Below are 14,842 nucleotides of genomic sequence, written 5' to 3' on the forward strand. Positions count from 1 at the left end.
GGCGACAGCCAGCACGGCGCAGTGCGGCAAGGATCACACGGGGCAACCACAATGGGGCACATCACCCTCAATCTCAAGGACGAAACGCTGGCGTCGCTGCGCAAGGACTTCGACGCCTTCCTGCGCGTCTCGCTGAAGCTCGACCCGCAGTTTGCGACGCCATCCTTCGAGGATTTCCTGCGCGCGAAGCTGCTCGACAATATGATGCCGCTCACCGAGCACGCGGTACACCGCATGCTGACGGGCGGCCAGTACGCGTGGGCGAAACGCACGCTCGACAAGGAATTTCCCGAAGTCGTCTCGATCCTGCTGCAGCAGGCGGGCGAGTTCGGCTTCGGTGTCGCCTCGCGCCCCGAATGGACGCCCGAGGAGCTGGCCAAGCAGTGCCGCGAATGGGCGGCGGCGATCGTGGACGAGGCGCAGGGCGAGCAGGTGCTGATCGATCCGCTCGCGGCGCAGATCAAGTCGTCCGTTGAGGATATGCAGACGCTGGAAGAGAAGATGCAGACGCCGGCCTGGCGCCTCATGGAGTCGCTGCGCCAGCGCATCTACGAAGCGAAGATCGGCTGCGAGACGAGCTCGGGCAGCACGGCGCGCGAGCGCCTCGGCGAACTGCGCGGCCTGTTGCGGCTCGCGATCACGCATGGCGTGTTCCAGAAGCAGGAGGCGCAGCAGATCATGGAGTATCTGCGCCTGCTCAAGCCAGAAATCTTCGTCGAGGAACCCGACGACATCTTCACGCGCCTCGCCGCATGGCTGCGCAACTTCTTCATGCCGCCGCAGCGCAGCCAGCCGCGCCGCCAGTCGAATTGAAGGGGACGCCTGGCTCGGGGCGCGTAGCCCGGGCCGCCTAATCCCACATCTTCCTGAGCTTCGCGCCAATTTCGATCTTCGCCTGCGCGGCGGCGGCAAGGCCCGCCGCACTCGGCGGCGCGACGGCGGGCGCAGGCGGCCACGCGCGCGACTCGAAGAGCGGCAGCGCCGCGGCTGCAATGAAGCGCGTGCGCGAAGCCCATATGTGACGGTCGCCCGAGGCGGTCTGGTTGTGCACATAGAAACGCTGCGGCACGACAATGTGCAGATCCTCTTTCGCGCGCGTCATCGCCACGTAAAGCAGACGCCGCTCCTCTTCCAGCTCCTCGTCGCTGCCCGCGCCGAGATCGGACGGGATGCAGCCGTCCACGCCGTTGAGCACGAACACGTTGCGCCACTCCTGCCCTTTCGCGGAGTGGATCGTCGAGAGGATCAGGTAGTCCTCGTCGAGCAGCGGATCGGCCGATTCCGCGCTCGTGGCGTCGGGCGGATCGAGCGTCAGTTCCGTCAGAAAGCGCTCGCGCGAGGCATAGGTGCTCGCGATGCTCTCCATCTGCAGCAGGTCCGCGAGGCGCACGGCCGCATCCTCGTGGTTGCGTTCGAGATGCGGCTCGTACCAGCGGCGTACGCGCTCGAACTCGGCGGGCCACGGCGTCGCGCGCCGGCCGATATCGTCGATCAGCGCAGCGAAAGCGGCCCAGTCCTCGGCGGCGCGCGGCGGCGGCGCGAATGCGGTCAGCGCCTCGGCCGCGCGATACGCGCCCGTGCAGGCCGCGACCTGGTCGAGCAGCCGCGCGGCCGTCGCGGGGCCGACGCCCGGCAGCAACTGGGCGACCCGAAATCCCGCCACCCGGTCGAGCGGATTCTCCGTCCAGCGCAGCACCGCGAGCACGTCCTTGACATGCGCGGCGTCGAGAAAGCGCAGTCCGCCGAACTTCACGAACGGGATGTTGCGCCGCGCGAGCTCGATTTCGAGCGTCGCGCTGTGGTGCGCGGCGCGAAACAGCACGGCTTGCTGCTTGAGCTTCATGCCCGCCTCGCGCGCCTCGAGAATCTGTTCGACGACGTAGCGCGCCTGGGTGGCCTCGTCGGCAACCGTTACGAGGCGCGGGCGCTGCGCCGAGGGCCGGTCGCTCCAGAGGTTCTTCGTGAAGCGCTCGCGCGCGGCGTCGATCACGGCATTCGAGGCGGCGAGAATGGGCTGCGTCGAGCGATAGTTGCGCTCGAGCGTGACCTGGCGCGCGGGCGGATCGAACTGCGCCGGAAAATCGAGGATGTTGCGCACCGTCGCACCGCGAAACGAGTAGATGGCCTGGGCGTCGTCGCCGACCACCGTGAGACCGCGTCCGTCGGGCTTGAGCGCGAGCAGGATCGTGGCCTGCAGGCGGTTGGTGTCCTGATATTCGTCCACCAGCACGTGGTCGAAGCGGCCCGCCAGATCGGCGGCAAGCGACGGTTCCGCGGCCATGTGCGCCCAGTAGAGCAGCAGGTCGTCGTAGTCGAGCACGTTCTGCTTCTGCTTCGCATCGACGTAGGCGGCGAAAAGCGCCTTCAGTTGCGGTTCCCACTCGAGGCACCACGAGAACGAGCGGTTCAGCACGTTCGCGAGCGTGTCGCCCGTGTTGACGACGCGCGAGTAGATGGCGAGGCAGGTGTTCTTCGAAGGAAAGCGCCGCTCCTTCGCCGAGAGACCCAGCTCGTGGCGCACGAGGTTCATCAGGTCGGCGGAATCCTCGCGGTCGTTGATCGTGAAGGCCGGGGAGAGGCCGATCTGCTCGGCGTACTCGCGCAGCAGGCGGGCTCCGACGCCATGAAACGTGCCCGCCCACGTGAGCCCCTGCGCGAGCGCCGCCGACGCGCCCGGCACACCCGCGGCGATGCGGCCGACGCGGCGCTTCATCTCCTCGGCCGCGCGGCGCGAGAACGTAAGCAGCAGGATACGGTGCGGATCGGCGCCGTTGACAACAAGATGCGCGACGCGATGCGCGAGCGTATTGGTCTTGCCCGACCCCGCGCCGGCGATCACCAAGAGCGGCGGGGGCAGCGCCGCGCCGGGCGCGAAGCCGTCCGGGCCACCGTGCTCGACGGCCGCCCGCTGGGCATCGTTGAGTTTCGAGAGCCAGTTGGCAACGGCAGTTGCGACGGTGGCAACAGCGTCGCTCGCGGCGGGGTTTTCGACTACGCTGGACACGGCAGTGGGCGTCTGGAAACAAGGGGCGACGCATACTGTATATCCATACACCCCACGCCGGCAAGCGCCGATCCAGACGCGATCTGGCGGTATTTATGTCCCAAGCGCCCTCGTTGGCCCCACTGGGCGCATGCCGTATGATGCGAACCCTTCGAACGCTCCTGCACCTGCATCTCAGGCCAACCCAGCCATGCCCAATCTCGATTTCACGCTGACCGGCGAATTCGTCGAACTGCACAACCTCCTGAAGATCACGGGCCTCGCCGACAGCGGCGGCTCGGCCAAGCAGATCGTCGCTTCGGGGGCGGTGAAGGTGGATGGCGAGGTCGAGCTGCGCAAAACCTGCAAGATCCGCGCGGGCCAGGTCGTGCTGCTGGGCGACACGCGCATCGCGATCCGCGAAGCGGAATGAAAGAAAATGCACCAGAAATGGGCTTCATGATCGACAACAGGGCTAACCCGCAATAAGCTGTCGATTCCGACAGAACGTCCGACAAAACGCCCTAATGCCGCGCGGCGCGACTCTTCGCGCCGCTTGTCTTTTATGACCCGACCCACGCTCGCCGCGCGCGCCATCGCGCCGCCCACTCTCTCCCGCCACGCCGCCGACACCGCGCGCCTCGCCGCCCCGCTCGCCATCGCCCAGCTTTCGCAGATGGCCATGAGCGTGACCGACACGGTGCTGCTCGGCTCGCTCGGCGCGGATTCGCTCGCGGCGGGCGGGCTCGGCGCGAACCTGTTCTTCGTGGTGGTGACGGTGCTGCAGGGTGTGCTGACGTCGGTGAGCGTGAGCGTCGCCCAGGCGCGCGGCGCGCAGAACGATCAGGACGTGCCGCATATCTACTGGACCGGCTTCGCGCTCGCGCTGCTGCTGTCGCTGCCCGCGTTCGTGCTGCTTTCGTTCGCGGGTCCCGTCCTGCTCAGGCTCGGCGAACCGCCGCTGCTCGCGCAGCACGTCGGCGAATATGCGGCCGTATTGCGCTGGGGCGCGCCCGCGAGCCTGATCGGCGTGGGGCTCCTGCGCTCGTTCCTGCCCGCCATCGGCGCCGCGAAGCGCCTCTTGTGGGTGTCGCTCGCGTGCGTGTTCGTCAACGGCTTCCTCAACTACGGGCTGATCCACGGCGCGTGGGGACTGCCGCACCTCGGCTTCCTCGGCTCGGCGACAGCCACCGCGATCACGGTCTGGCTCACCGCCATCGTGCTGATGGCGCTGCTGCACCTGCGGCCCTCGCACCAACATTTCGTCGCCGCGCGGCGGCCCACGGGGCCCATGATGGGCGAACTCGTCTCGATCGGCTGGCCCGTCGCGATCACCTACGCGGTCGAGGCGATGCTGTTCCTCGTCACCGGCCTGCTGATGGGCCTGCTCGGGGAGACGCCGCTCGCCGCGCACCAGATCGCGCTGAACGTGGCCTCCGTGTCGTTCATGGTGCCGCTCGCGATCGGCCAGGCGGCCAACGTGCGCGTCGGCTACTGGTCCGGCGCCGGGCAGCCGGGCGCGGCGCGTCATGCCGGCTTCGTCGCGCTCGCGCTCGGCGGGGGCTTCATGTCGCTTTCGGCGCTCGTGATGGTGTTCGCGCCGCACTGGATCGTCGGGCTCTATCTGCACCTCGACGATCCCGCGAATGCCGCGACCGTCACGCTCGCGACCTCGCTGCTCGGCGTGGCGGCGCTGTTCCAGATCGCCGACGGCGTGCAGACCGTGGGCTCGGGCTGCCTGCGCGGCCTGAAGGACACGCGCATTCCGATGATGGCGGCCACGCTCGGCTACTGGGGCATCGGCTTCCCGATCGGCTACGCGCTCGCGTTCCACTTCGGGCTGGGCGCGCGCGGGCTCTGGTGGGGCCTCGCCGCGGGCCTTGCCACGGTCGCCGTGCTGATGACGCTGCGTTTTCACCGGATGAGCCTGCGGCGCGTCGTCGCCGCGGCCACCGGAACCCGCCAGGTCTGACGCGCCTCGGGCAGTTAAGCATCCGGTTAAAATGGCCGGCCCATGCTCGCCGTCCCGCTGTCCATGCGGCGCGCAAGCGCATCGGCCGACAACGAACGCAGCCTCGCCCATAAAACCGGAGACCACCCCGCCATGCTTGCCCCGATCACCCGACTCTTCCCGCTCTGGGCCGTGCTCGTCTCCCTCGTCGCCTACTTCGCGCCGGGCGCGGTCGCGCCGATCGCGCCGCACGTCACGACGCTGCTCATGATCATCATGCTCGCGATGGGCGTCACGCTCTCCTTCGCCGACTTCCAGCGCGTGTTCACGCGCCCCGCGCCCGTTCTGGCCGGCATCCTCCTGCATTACCTCGTGATGCCGCTCGCCGCGTGGGCAATCGCCAAGGCGCTGCACATGCCGCCCGACCTCACGGCCGGCATGGTGCTCGTGGGCAGCGTGGCAAGCGGCACCGCCTCGAACGTGATGATCTATCTCGCGCGCGGCGACGTCGCGCTTTCGGTCACGATCAGCGCGCTCTCCACGCTTGTCGGCGTATTCGCCACCCCGCTCCTCACCCGCGTTTATGTCGATGCCTCGATCACGGTCGACGTGCGCGGCATGCTGCTGAGCATCCTGCAGATCGTCGGCCTGCCGATCCTTATCGGTCTCGTCGTCAACCGCCTCGCCCACGGGCTCGTGCGCCGCATCGAGCCGGCGCTGCCGCTCGTCTCGATGGCGGCGATCCTCGCGATCATCGCCGCCGTGGTGGGCGGCACGCACGCGAGCATCGCGACGGTCGGGCCGCTGGTCGCGCTCGGCGTGGTCCTGCACAACGGCCTCGGCCTCCTCGGCGGCTATTGGGGCGGACGCCTGCTCGGCTTCGACGAGTCCGTGTGCCGCACGCTCGCCATCGAAGTCGGCATGCAGAACTCGGGGCTCGCTGCGACGCTCGGCAAGCTCTACTTCTCGCCGCTCGCCGCGCTGCCCGGCGCGCTGTTCTCGGTGTGGCACAACCTTTCGGGGTCGCTGCTCGCGGGCTACTGGGCCGGCAAGCCGGCGCGCGGCAGCACGCGGGATGCCGACGAGGCGCTGCAGCCGCGCGCCCGGGCCACCACCCCACGCGGCTGAAACTGGCAGGCGGCCGCGCTGAAGCACCGCCGCTTTCGCCCATACCCGAGCGCACCCCGCCAACGCGCGAGCGAGGACGCTCCCGTAGAATCGGGCCCACTCCGCAGGAAGAAACGACTGCGCGCCACGACCGCACGGGAGACCCCGCTTGACTGCGCCACCCGCACCGACCGAAGCCCCGATGCGCCGCCATGCGGCGCGCCTGTTCGCGCGAACCCTGCGCACCGCCCTTGCCCTCCTCTGCGCGACGCTCCTCGCCGCCTGCGCCACGCGCCCGCCCGCCACGGCGTTGCCGCGCGAAACCACCCTGGCGCTGCCGCAAACCACGCCAACCGCCCTCGGCACCGCGCTCGCGGCGCCTGAAGCGGCGCACCCGGGCCAGTCGGGCTTTCGCCTCCTCGCCACCGGCACCGACTCCCTGCAGATGCGCATCGCGCTCGCGCGGGCCGCGACGAAAACGCTCGACATGCAGTACTACATCGCCAACGAGGACACGACCGGCAAGCTGCTGCTGGGCGCGGCGCTCTACGCGGCCGATCACGGCGTGCGCGTGCGCATGCTCGTGGACGACCTGAACTTCCACGACATCGACAGTCTGATGGCGGCCCTGAACACGCACCCGATGATCCAGATTCGCGTGTTCAACCCGTATGGCAGCGCGCGCGAAGGCATGATCACGCGCACGGCGAACCTCTTCACGAACCTCGACCAGTTCACGCGCCGCATGCACAACAAGGCGATGATCGTGGACAACCAGCTCGCCATCGTGGGCGGCCGCAATCTGGGCGACGAGTACTTCAGCGCGAGCCCGACGTTGCAGTTCACCGATCTCGACGTGCTCGCGGCCGGCCCGGTCGCGGCGCAGATCTCGGCAAGCTTCGACGCGTACTGGAACAGCAGCGTCGCCTACCCCTTGAGCGCGCTGAACCGCCAGCAGTTCGATCCGCACGAGCTCGACGCCGCGCGCGACGAATTGCGCCGCCACTGGCACGGGAACGCCGATCCCTATAACGCGAAGCCGCTCAACGCGACACCGCTCGACATTCAGATCGCGCGGCATCAGCTCGACCTCGAATGGGCGAACTGCTCGTTCGTCGCCGACTCGCCCGAGAAGATCGCCGACGCGCAGGCCGCCCCGAGCGGCGAGGTGGGCGCAGCCATGCAGTCGCTGCTCGACCGCATCCACACGGCGCACAGCAGCGTGCTGGCTTTCACGCCCTACTTCGTGCCGCACGACGCGGGGGTCGAGGAGGTGCGCAAGCTGACCGCGCGCGGCGTGCGCGTGGCGTTCCTGACCAACTCGCTCGCGGCCACGGACGCCGTCGCCGTGCAGGCCGGCTACAGCCCCTACCGCGTGCCGCTGCTGCGCGCCGGCGCCGAACTCTACGAGTTCAAGGAGGACGTGCCCTCGCGCGGGCGGGTCAGCATCGCCGGCTCGCATTCGCGCTCGAGCCTGCACGCGAAAGCCTACGTCATCGACGACGAGACCGTCGTGATCGGCTCGCTCAATCTCGACCCGCGCTCCGCGAGCCTGAACACCGAGCTTGCGCTGACCATCGACAGCCCGGTGCTCGCGCACGAGGTAGCGGGCTATTTCGCGCGCGCGACCTCGCCCACGCACAGCTACCACGTGACGCTCGCCACGCCCGCGGAAACCGCGGCCACGGCCTCGCCGCTCGTGTGGACCGACGAGGAAGACGGCATGATCCACACATATAACGTCGACCCCAACGCCGGTTTCTGCCGAAATCTGCTGACCGGGCTATTCTTGCTGTTGCCGGTCGACAATCAGCTGTGAAGCCGCCGTCCTCGACCGGACACAAAAGCGGACCCGAAAGCGACGCCCGCGCCCTGGCCGGCGTCGCGCCATCCACCGGAGTGCACCATGACCGAAGACGTAAGACTGGAGCGCGACACGTTCGGCGAGATCGCCGTGCCCGCCGCGCGCCTCTGGGGAGCGCAGACGCAGCGCTCCCTGCAGAACTTCCGCATTTCGACCGAGAAGCAGTCGCCCGAACTGATCAACGCGCTCGCCACGATCAAGCGCGCGGCCGCCGAGGTCAACCTTGCCCTCGGCGTGCTCGACGAGAAGAAGGCGCACGCGATCATGCAGGCCGCCGACGAGATCATCGAAGGCAAGCACCCCGGCGAGTTCCCGCTCGCGGTCTGGCAGACCGGCTCGGGCACGCAGACCAACATGAACCTCAACGAGGTGATCGCGAACCGGGCGAGCGAAATTCTGGGCGGCGAGCGCGGCGAAGCCCGCCTCGTTCACCCGAATGACGACGTCAATCGCGGCCAGTCGTCGAACGACGTGTTCCCGACGGCCATGCACGTCGCCGCGGCTTACGGCATCGTCAAGCATCTGCTGCCCGCGCTGAAGACGCTGCGCGACACGCTCGACGCCAAGGCCAAGGCCTTCGCCGGCATCGTCAAGATCGGCCGCACCCACCTGCAGGACGCCACGCCGCTCACGCTCGGCCAGGAGTTCTCCGGCTATGTCGCGCAGCTCGACCAGGGCATCAAGCATGTCGAGTCGGCGCTGCCGCATCTCTACGAGCTCGCGCAGGGCGGCACCGCCGTCGGCACGGGCCTGAACGCGCATCCGCAGTTCGCGCAGAAAGTGGCGGAAACCATCGGCAAGCTCACGGGCGTGCCCTTCGTCACGGCGCCCAACAAGTTCGAGGTGATGGCCGCGGCAGACGCGCTCGTGTTCGCGCACGGCGCGCTCAAGACCGTCGCGGCAAGCCTCATGAAGATCACCAACGATATCCGCTGGCTCGCGAGCGGCCCGCGCTGCGGCCTCGGCGAACTCTCGATTCCCGAGAACGAGCCCGGCAGCTCGATCATGCCCGGCAAGGTGAACCCTACGCAGTCCGAAGCAGTGACGATGCTCTGCTGCCAGGTGTTCGGCAACGACGCGGCCGTGAACTTCGGCGGCGCAAGCGGCAACTTCGAGCTCAACGTGTTCCGGCCGATGATCGCGCATAACGTGCTGCAGTCGATCCGCCTGCTCGCGGACGGCGCGCTCAGCTTCAACGATCACTGCGCCGTGGGCATCGAGCCGAATCGCACGCGCATCGACACTTTGCTCAACGAATCATTGATGCTCGTGACGGCGCTCAACCCGCACATCGGCTACGACAAGGCCGCGCAGATCGCCAAGAAGGCGCACAAGGAAGGCACGACGCTCAAGGCCGCCGCGCTTGCGCTCGGCCACGTCACCGAGGCGCAGTTCGACGAGTGGGTCAAGCCCGCCGACATGGTGGGGAATCTGAAGAAGTAGCGAGCGCTTTCGTCTTCGCCCAACGCAAACGGGCGGCGAGGAATCGAATCCTCGCCGCCCGCTTTGTTTTCATCGCGCTATTGGCGTCGCCCTTCAGACCTGACCCTTCGCGACTTCCTCGGGCTTCAGCTCGACGATCGCGTCGAGCGCATGCCTCACGTCGAGCGCGTACCTGGCGAGGCGCTGCTGCTCCTCGGTCTCGGGCGTGAACGTCGGCACGGGAATCGGATTGCCGTTCTCGTCCACGGCAACGAACACGATCAGGCAGTCGGTCGTGAGGCGCAACTGGCCGCTCTTCGGGTCGCCGGCGTGCACCGTGATGTGGATGTGCATCGACGTGCGGCCCGTCGCCACCACGCGCGCGCGCAGCTCGACCATGTTGCCGACGAGGATCGGCCGGCGAAAGCGGATGTTGCCCACGCTCACCGTCACGCAGTAGCGGCCCGACCAGACGGCCGCGCACGCATAAGCGGTCTCGTCGATCCATTTCATCAGCGCACCGCCGTGCACTTTGCCGCCAAAATTCACCGACGTCGGCTCGGCCAGAAAGCGGAACGTCGTTTCCGAACGGTCCAGCGGCTGGGAAGGCGTACTCATGATGGGCTCCGCTCGTGGGGTTTGCCGCTTGCGCAGCGTGCTTATGGGAAGGCGTCGATTATACGGTTGCAACCGGGCCGGCGCAGCGTCGGGCCGAGTCCTGCCTTCCCGTCGCAGCGCTACGCCGCCGCGAAGCGCTCCCGGTATTCGAGCGGCAGCACGCCATAGCTGCGCTCGAATGCGCGCCGCAGGTTCTGCTCGCTGCCGAAGCCGCAGTCGGCGGCGATCCGCTTGAGCGGCCGGCGCGATTGCACGAGCGCGTGCGCCGCGGCTTCCACGCGCATCGCCGACACCGTGCGCGCCGGCGTGCGCCCCACCGCTTCGGTATAGCGCCGCGCGAACGTGCGCGGGCTCATGCGCGCCGCCTCGGCAAGCCGCTCGACACTCAGTTCCGTATGCAGGTTCGCGGCCATCCAGCCGTGCAGGGCGTCGAACGTGCCGCCCGCCACGGACTGCGCCGCCAGCGCCTCGCTGAACTGCGCCTGGCCGCCGGGCCGCTTCATGAACACCACGAGCCGGCGCGCGGTCTGCATCGCCACGGCGTGGCCATGGTCCTCCTCGATCAGCGCGAGCGACAGATCGATGCCCGCCGTCACGCCCGCCGAAGTCCAGACCACGCGGCCATCGCGCGCATCGCACAGGAAGATCGGATCGGGATCGACTTCCACCTGCGGAAAGCGCCGCTTGAGCTCGGCTGCGTTGCGCCAATGCGTCGTCGCGCGGCGGCCATCCAGCAGACCGGCGGCGGCGAGATAGAACGCGCCCGTGCACACCGCCGCCACGCGCCGTGCGTGCGGCGCGCGCGCCGCGATCCAGGCGACGAGTTCGGGCTGCAGCCGCGTAGCATCGTCGATGGGCGTTCCCGGCACGATCAGCGTGTCGATGGTGGCGGCATCGAGCGCGTCGAGCCGTTCGGTGACGACGGGCAGGCCCGCGAAAGTCGGAAGCACGCCGCCCGCCACCGAGGCGACCGTGACGCGGTACGCACAGGGCTCGCCGCGAGCTGCCTGCGCGGGACGGGCGGCACGTACCGCGAGTTCGGCGCGCCAGAACGCTTCGATGGGTCCGCACGCATCGAGCAGAACGAGATCGGGGGCGACGGCGAAAACGACGTGATGTACGGCGGAGGATTGAGACATGACGCGAAGCCGGAAAGACGCGATGCAATCATCATCGCATCGCTCCGGCTGGCAGTCATGTCACGATGGCATCAATTCCTGCCAGGCCATGCTCAACGCCGGATGACGATGCCTTCGTCGAGGGTGCCGTACATCGTGACCCCGCTCACGTCGTTCGACGGCGCAGGACCGCCCTGTGCGCAAGCCGCGCACAGCAAGGCGAGGGAGCAGGCAGCCGCGAGGGCCAGAAAGCGTTTCATCTCGGCATGCGGTGAAAGAGGTGTCTAGATTCTAGCGCAGCGGCCCCGGCACACACAGAAGCGACCCCGCCTCCACGGGGCCCCTCAAGAGATCGGCGCGGGGAAGCTTCATATTTCAGGCCAACGTGAAACGTCGAATGCCGTGCGCGGCTAGAGTAACGCTCATGGGCACCCGCGTGCCGCCCTCGCAAGGAACCGTCATGGCCGCCCCGCTTGCCGACGAAAACCGCCACTTCCCCGGCCTCTCGCGCATCGGCGCGCTGCTCGCCGACCCCGGCCGCGCCGCCATGCTTTGGGCGCTGATGGACGGCAGTGCGCGGCCCGCCGGCGAACTCACGCTGATCGCGGGGCTCTCGCCCTCGGCGGCGAGCGCGCACCTCGCGCGCCTCACCGAAGGCGGCCTGCTCGCGCTCGACGTGCGCGGCCGCCATCGCTACTACCGGATCGCGACGCCCGACATCGCGGCGGCCGTCGAAGCCCTCATGAACATCGCCGAAGCGGCGACGCCGCAGCCGGCAATACGGCCCGCGCGCACGGTGCCGCTGGAAATGCGCCATGCCCGCACCTGCTATGACCATATGGCGGGCGAAGTCGCCGTCAGCGTGTTCGAGCGCTTCGTCGACGACGGCTTGCTCGTCTTCGACGGCGGCTATCTCGACGCCACGCCCGATGGCACCGCACGGCTGCGCGGTCTGGGCGTCGATGTCGGCGCGCTGCGCGCGAAGCGGCGCCGCTTCGCCTGCACCTGCCTCGACTGGAGCGAGCGGCGGCCGCACCTGGGCGGCGCGCTGGGTGCCGCGCTGCTCGATTGCTGGCTCGCGAACGGCTGGGTCGAACATGCGAGCCGGCCGCGCGTGCTGCGCATCACGCCGGCGGGACAGCGCGAGTTCGACGCATTGACGGCTGGTTAGATCGCCACGCCATCCCTTTCCCGATCGAGATCTGCCCGCCAATTCGCGCCGGGGAGGGCCTTCGCACGCCCCACCTTGCAATCCTTACGTGGCAACACGTTCTGTTACATCTGGAGCAGAAGGTCTTACAATTCCGCGCGCATGGAAACAAGCACGGCCGTTACAGTGCTTCACAGGACGCGCCGTACAAGCGGTGCGCCATGGAGAAAAACATGAAAGAGCGCACACCGACCCACCTCTCATTTCGCCGGCTTACCGGCCACACGCTGATTGCCTGCGCCGCGCTTGCCGCGCTGAACCTCGCCGCCGCCCCGGCATTCGCGCAGTCCGCGCCACCGCCCGACGCCAGCGCGCAGGAAGGCGCGAACGTCGATCCGCCGGGCCGCGTCGCGCGGCTCGACTATATGGCCGGCGCCGTCACGACCGAACCGGCCGGCACCACCGACTGGTCCTACGCCCAGGTGAACCGCCCGCTCACGACGGGCGACCAGCTCTGGAACGACGCGAATGCGCGCTCGGAACTCCATATCGGCTCGACGGCCGTGCGCATGGGAGCGCAAACGAGCCTCGACATCCTGAACCTCAGCGACAACGCCGCCCAGTTGAAGGTCGCGCAAGGCACGCTTTCGACGCGCGTGCGCGAGCTGCCCGCCGGCACCACCTATGAAATCGACACGCCGAACCTCGCGCTCGGCGTGAACCAGCCCGGCGACTATCGCGTGGACGTGGCGCCGGACGGCAGCTCGACGACCGTGACCGTGCGCAGCGGCAGCGTGACGGTGTACGGCGAGAACGGCCAGATTCCGATGTCGGCGGGTCAGCAGATCCAGTTCGGCGGCACCAGCCTGCAGGAGACGGCGAGCAACGCCGCGCCGCCGCCCGACGCCTTCGACCAGTGGGCGCTGGCTCGCGACGAAGCCGAGGACCGCTCGATCTCGGCGCGCTATGTCTCGCGCGACATGCCCGGTTACGAGGACCTCGATGCCAACGGCAGCTGGCGCGAGAACCCGCAGTACGGCGAAGTCTGGGTGCCGAACGCCGAGCCCGCGGGCTGGGCGCCGTACCACGACGGCCATTGGGTCTGGCAGGCGCCGTGGGGCTGGACCTGGGTCGACGATGCCCCGTGGGGCTTCGCGCCCTATCACTATGGCCGCTGGGCCTATGTCGACGACAGCTGGGCGTGGGTGCCCGGGCCGCTCGTCGAGAGCGCGCCACCCGTTTATGCGCCGGCGCTCGTGGCCTTCGTCGGCGGCGGGGGCGGCGGCGTGAACTGGGGCGTGGACCTGACCGTGGGCGGCGTGGCCGCGGCAGGCGTTGCCTGGTTCGCGCTCGGGCCGGGCGAGCCGTGGCATCCCGGCTGGGGCGGCTGGAGCCCGCACTACTATCAGCGCGTGAACCAGACGGTCGTCGTCAACAACGTGCACGTGACCAACATCACGAACGTCAACGTGCACAACACCTTCGTCAACTATCGCGTGCCGGGTGCGGTGACGGCGGTGCCGGCGACGGACTTCGTCCACGGTCAGCCCGTCGCGCGCTTCGCGCAACGCGTCGATCCGCAGCAGTGGCGCAACGCCCGCATAGAGTCCGGCACGCCGGGCATCGCACCGGTGCGGGGCAGCTTCGGCGGCGCGCTGCAGCGCGCGAACTATCGCCCGCCCGCGGCGCTGCAGGCGCGCCAGGTCGTGGCAACGCGCGCGGCCGTCACGCCGCCCGCCTTCCACGACACCCTCGCCCAGCGCTTCGCGCATGAAGGCGGCGCGGTGCCGGGGGCCGGCGCGCCGGTCGTGCGCGTCTCAGCCCCGGCCCATGCGCCGCTCGAGGCCGCGCACGGCGGCTGGGCGCCGCAGAACGTGCGCGTGGTGCCGCCGCATTCGCCGGTGATGCGCGAAGCGGAACGCCCCGCGGGCGCGGCGCCGCAACCCGGCCGTCCGGGCGGCATGGCGGCCGGCGCGCCCGCGCCCGAACGCGGCCAGCCGAACATGGCGAACGCCCGTGAGCCGGTGCAAGAAGCGCATGGCGTGCCGCATCCGCCGCAGGCCGGGGGCCGCCCGGAAGGCGGTGCGCCGAACGCGCCGGGCCAGGCCGAGGCGCATCAGCCGGTCTGGACGCAGCCGCATGCGCCGATGGCCACGCGCGGTGAACCTGGGAACGGCGCCGGCCGTCCGGCGCAGCCCGAAGCACGCGAAGCGGCGAATGTCCGCGAGCCGCAGGGTCAGCCGCAGCGCGGCTTCGAGCAGGCTCCCGAGGCCAGGCCGCAGGCGCCCCAGCAGGCTCGGGAGGAGTCTCGCCCGCAACCGCAGGCGCAGCCGCGTCCCGAACCGGCGCAGGCGCGCGCGGAATACCACCCGCAGCCGCAACCGCAGCAACGGCCGGAGAACCGTCCGCAACCGGAGCAGCATGCGGAGGCCCGCCCACAGCCGCAGCAACGTGCGGAGCCGCGCCCGCAGCCTCAACCGCACGCGGAACCGCGTCCGGCGCCCCATCCGGATGAGCACGCGAACCGCGGTCACGACGACCACCAGCACGGCTGAGCACGGCCACTGAGCATGGCCACCAAGCGCAAAGGCCCGCGAACCTGAGTTCGCGGGCCTTTTTCATGAGGCGG

Annotated in this window: 12 protein-coding genes; 8 read left to right on the plus strand and 4 right to left on the minus strand. The window is 69.2% G+C overall.

Going from position 1 to position 14,842, the window contains the following annotated elements:
* The first annotated feature begins 51 nt into the window (after nucleotides 1–51).
* On the plus strand, nucleotides 52–813 hold the full coding sequence (locus tag BAC01S_RS13755) for a DUF4088 family protein (RefSeq protein ID WP_027795286.1): 762 nt from the start codon (nucleotides 52–54) through the stop codon (nucleotides 811–813).
* Between the two features lie 37 nt (nucleotides 814–850).
* On the opposite strand, the gene BAC01S_RS13760 is transcribed toward BAC01S_RS13755, so the two are convergent.
* On the minus strand, nucleotides 851–3,004 hold the full coding sequence (locus BAC01S_RS13760; protein ID WP_043202210.1) for an ATP-dependent helicase: 2,154 nt from the start codon (nucleotides 3,002–3,004) through the stop codon (nucleotides 851–853).
* A 190-nt stretch (nucleotides 3,005–3,194) separates the two neighbouring features.
* Here BAC01S_RS13760 and BAC01S_RS13765 point away from each other — a divergent pair, with 190 nt between their 5' ends.
* The 5 genes from BAC01S_RS13765 (at nucleotide 3,195) to fumC (ending at nucleotide 9,348) form a co-directional block, all read left to right on the plus strand.
* The gene (locus tag BAC01S_RS13765) at nucleotides 3,195–3,416 is read left to right on the plus strand and encodes an RNA-binding S4 domain-containing protein (protein WP_027795288.1); all 222 of its coding nucleotides are present in this window, start codon (nucleotides 3,195–3,197) and stop codon (nucleotides 3,414–3,416) included.
* Nucleotides 3,417–3,548: 132 nt separating this feature from the next.
* A complete protein-coding gene (locus BAC01S_RS13770; protein WP_027795289.1) occupies nucleotides 3,549–4,955 on the plus strand; it encodes an MATE family efflux transporter in 1,407 nt (468 codons plus the stop codon).
* Between the two features lie 132 nt (nucleotides 4,956–5,087).
* On the plus strand, nucleotides 5,088–6,062 hold the full coding sequence (gene panS, locus BAC01S_RS13775; protein WP_027795290.1) for a ketopantoate/pantoate/pantothenate transporter PanS: 975 nt from the start codon (nucleotides 5,088–5,090) through the stop codon (nucleotides 6,060–6,062).
* A 181-nt stretch (nucleotides 6,063–6,243) separates the two neighbouring features.
* Nucleotides 6,244–7,860, plus strand: a complete 1,617-nt coding sequence (locus tag BAC01S_RS13780) for a phospholipase D family protein (protein ID WP_043202212.1) — start codon at nucleotides 6,244–6,246, stop codon at nucleotides 7,858–7,860.
* A gap of 87 nt (nucleotides 7,861–7,947) precedes the next feature.
* A complete protein-coding gene (gene fumC, locus BAC01S_RS13785; RefSeq protein ID WP_027795292.1) occupies nucleotides 7,948–9,348 on the plus strand; it encodes a class II fumarate hydratase in 1,401 nt (466 codons plus the stop codon).
* A gap of 93 nt (nucleotides 9,349–9,441) precedes the next feature.
* Here fumC and BAC01S_RS13790 read toward each other — a convergent pair whose 3' ends face one another.
* The 3 genes from BAC01S_RS13790 to BAC01S_RS35105 form a co-directional block, all read right to left on the minus strand.
* A complete protein-coding gene (locus BAC01S_RS13790) occupies nucleotides 9,442–9,945 on the minus strand; it encodes an acyl-CoA thioesterase (RefSeq protein ID WP_043202214.1) in 504 nt (167 codons plus the stop codon).
* A gap of 119 nt (nucleotides 9,946–10,064) precedes the next feature.
* Nucleotides 10,065–11,084, minus strand: coding sequence for a GlxA family transcriptional regulator (locus BAC01S_RS13795; protein WP_027795294.1), 1,020 nt, complete (start codon nucleotides 11,082–11,084; stop codon nucleotides 10,065–10,067).
* Nucleotides 11,085–11,176: 92 nt separating this feature from the next.
* Nucleotides 11,177–11,323 carry a hypothetical protein gene (locus BAC01S_RS35105; RefSeq protein WP_169740121.1) on the minus strand — a complete coding sequence of 49 codons (147 nt, stop codon included), beginning with the start codon at nucleotides 11,321–11,323 and terminating at the stop codon, nucleotides 11,177–11,179.
* Between the two features lie 200 nt (nucleotides 11,324–11,523).
* Between BAC01S_RS35105 and BAC01S_RS13805 the strand changes: the two genes are divergently transcribed.
* Nucleotides 11,524–12,234 carry an ArsR/SmtB family transcription factor gene (locus BAC01S_RS13805; protein WP_027795295.1) on the plus strand — a complete coding sequence of 237 codons (711 nt, stop codon included), beginning with the start codon at nucleotides 11,524–11,526 and terminating at the stop codon, nucleotides 12,232–12,234.
* A 212-nt stretch (nucleotides 12,235–12,446) separates the two neighbouring features.
* Nucleotides 12,447–14,768: a DUF6600 domain-containing protein gene (locus BAC01S_RS13810; protein ID WP_027795296.1), complete on the plus strand. Its 2,322-nt coding sequence runs from the start codon at nucleotides 12,447–12,449 to the stop codon at nucleotides 14,766–14,768.
* Nucleotides 14,769–14,842 lie beyond the last annotated feature (74 nt).

It is taken from the genome of Paraburkholderia acidipaludis NBRC 101816 (assembly GCF_000684975.1).
In the GTDB taxonomy this organism is placed as follows: Bacteria; Pseudomonadota; Gammaproteobacteria; order Burkholderiales; family Burkholderiaceae; genus Paraburkholderia; species Paraburkholderia acidipaludis.

What these genes read in the sequence shown, in the direction of transcription:
- fumC (WP_027795292.1), top strand. Translation starts at nt 7,948, where the DNA reads ATGACCGAAGACGTAAGACTGGAGCGCGACACGTTCGGCGAGATCGCC.
- BAC01S_RS13770 (WP_027795289.1), top strand. Translation starts at nt 3,549, where the DNA reads ATGACCCGACCCACGCTCGCCGCGCGCGCCATCGCGCCGCCCACTCTC.
- BAC01S_RS13765 (WP_027795288.1), top strand. Translation starts at nt 3,195, where the DNA reads ATGCCCAATCTCGATTTCACGCTGACCGGCGAATTCGTCGAACTGCAC.
- BAC01S_RS13780 (WP_043202212.1), top strand. Translation starts at nt 6,244, where the DNA reads ATGCGCCGCCATGCGGCGCGCCTGTTCGCGCGAACCCTGCGCACCGCC.
- BAC01S_RS13805 (WP_027795295.1), top strand. Translation starts at nt 11,524, where the DNA reads ATGGCCGCCCCGCTTGCCGACGAAAACCGCCACTTCCCCGGCCTCTCG.
- panS (WP_027795290.1), top strand. Translation starts at nt 5,088, where the DNA reads ATGCTTGCCCCGATCACCCGACTCTTCCCGCTCTGGGCCGTGCTCGTC.
- BAC01S_RS13755 (WP_027795286.1), top strand. Translation starts at nt 52, where the DNA reads ATGGGGCACATCACCCTCAATCTCAAGGACGAAACGCTGGCGTCGCTG.
- BAC01S_RS13790 (WP_043202214.1), bottom strand. Translation starts at nt 9,945, where the DNA reads ATGAGTACGCCTTCCCAGCCGCTGGACCGTTCGGAAACGACGTTCCGC.
- BAC01S_RS13795 (WP_027795294.1), bottom strand. Translation starts at nt 11,084, where the DNA reads ATGTCTCAATCCTCCGCCGTACATCACGTCGTTTTCGCCGTCGCCCCC.
- BAC01S_RS35105 (WP_169740121.1), bottom strand. Translation starts at nt 11,323, where the DNA reads ATGAAACGCTTTCTGGCCCTCGCGGCTGCCTGCTCCCTCGCCTTGCTG.
- BAC01S_RS13810 (WP_027795296.1), top strand. Translation starts at nt 12,447, where the DNA reads ATGAAAGAGCGCACACCGACCCACCTCTCATTTCGCCGGCTTACCGGC.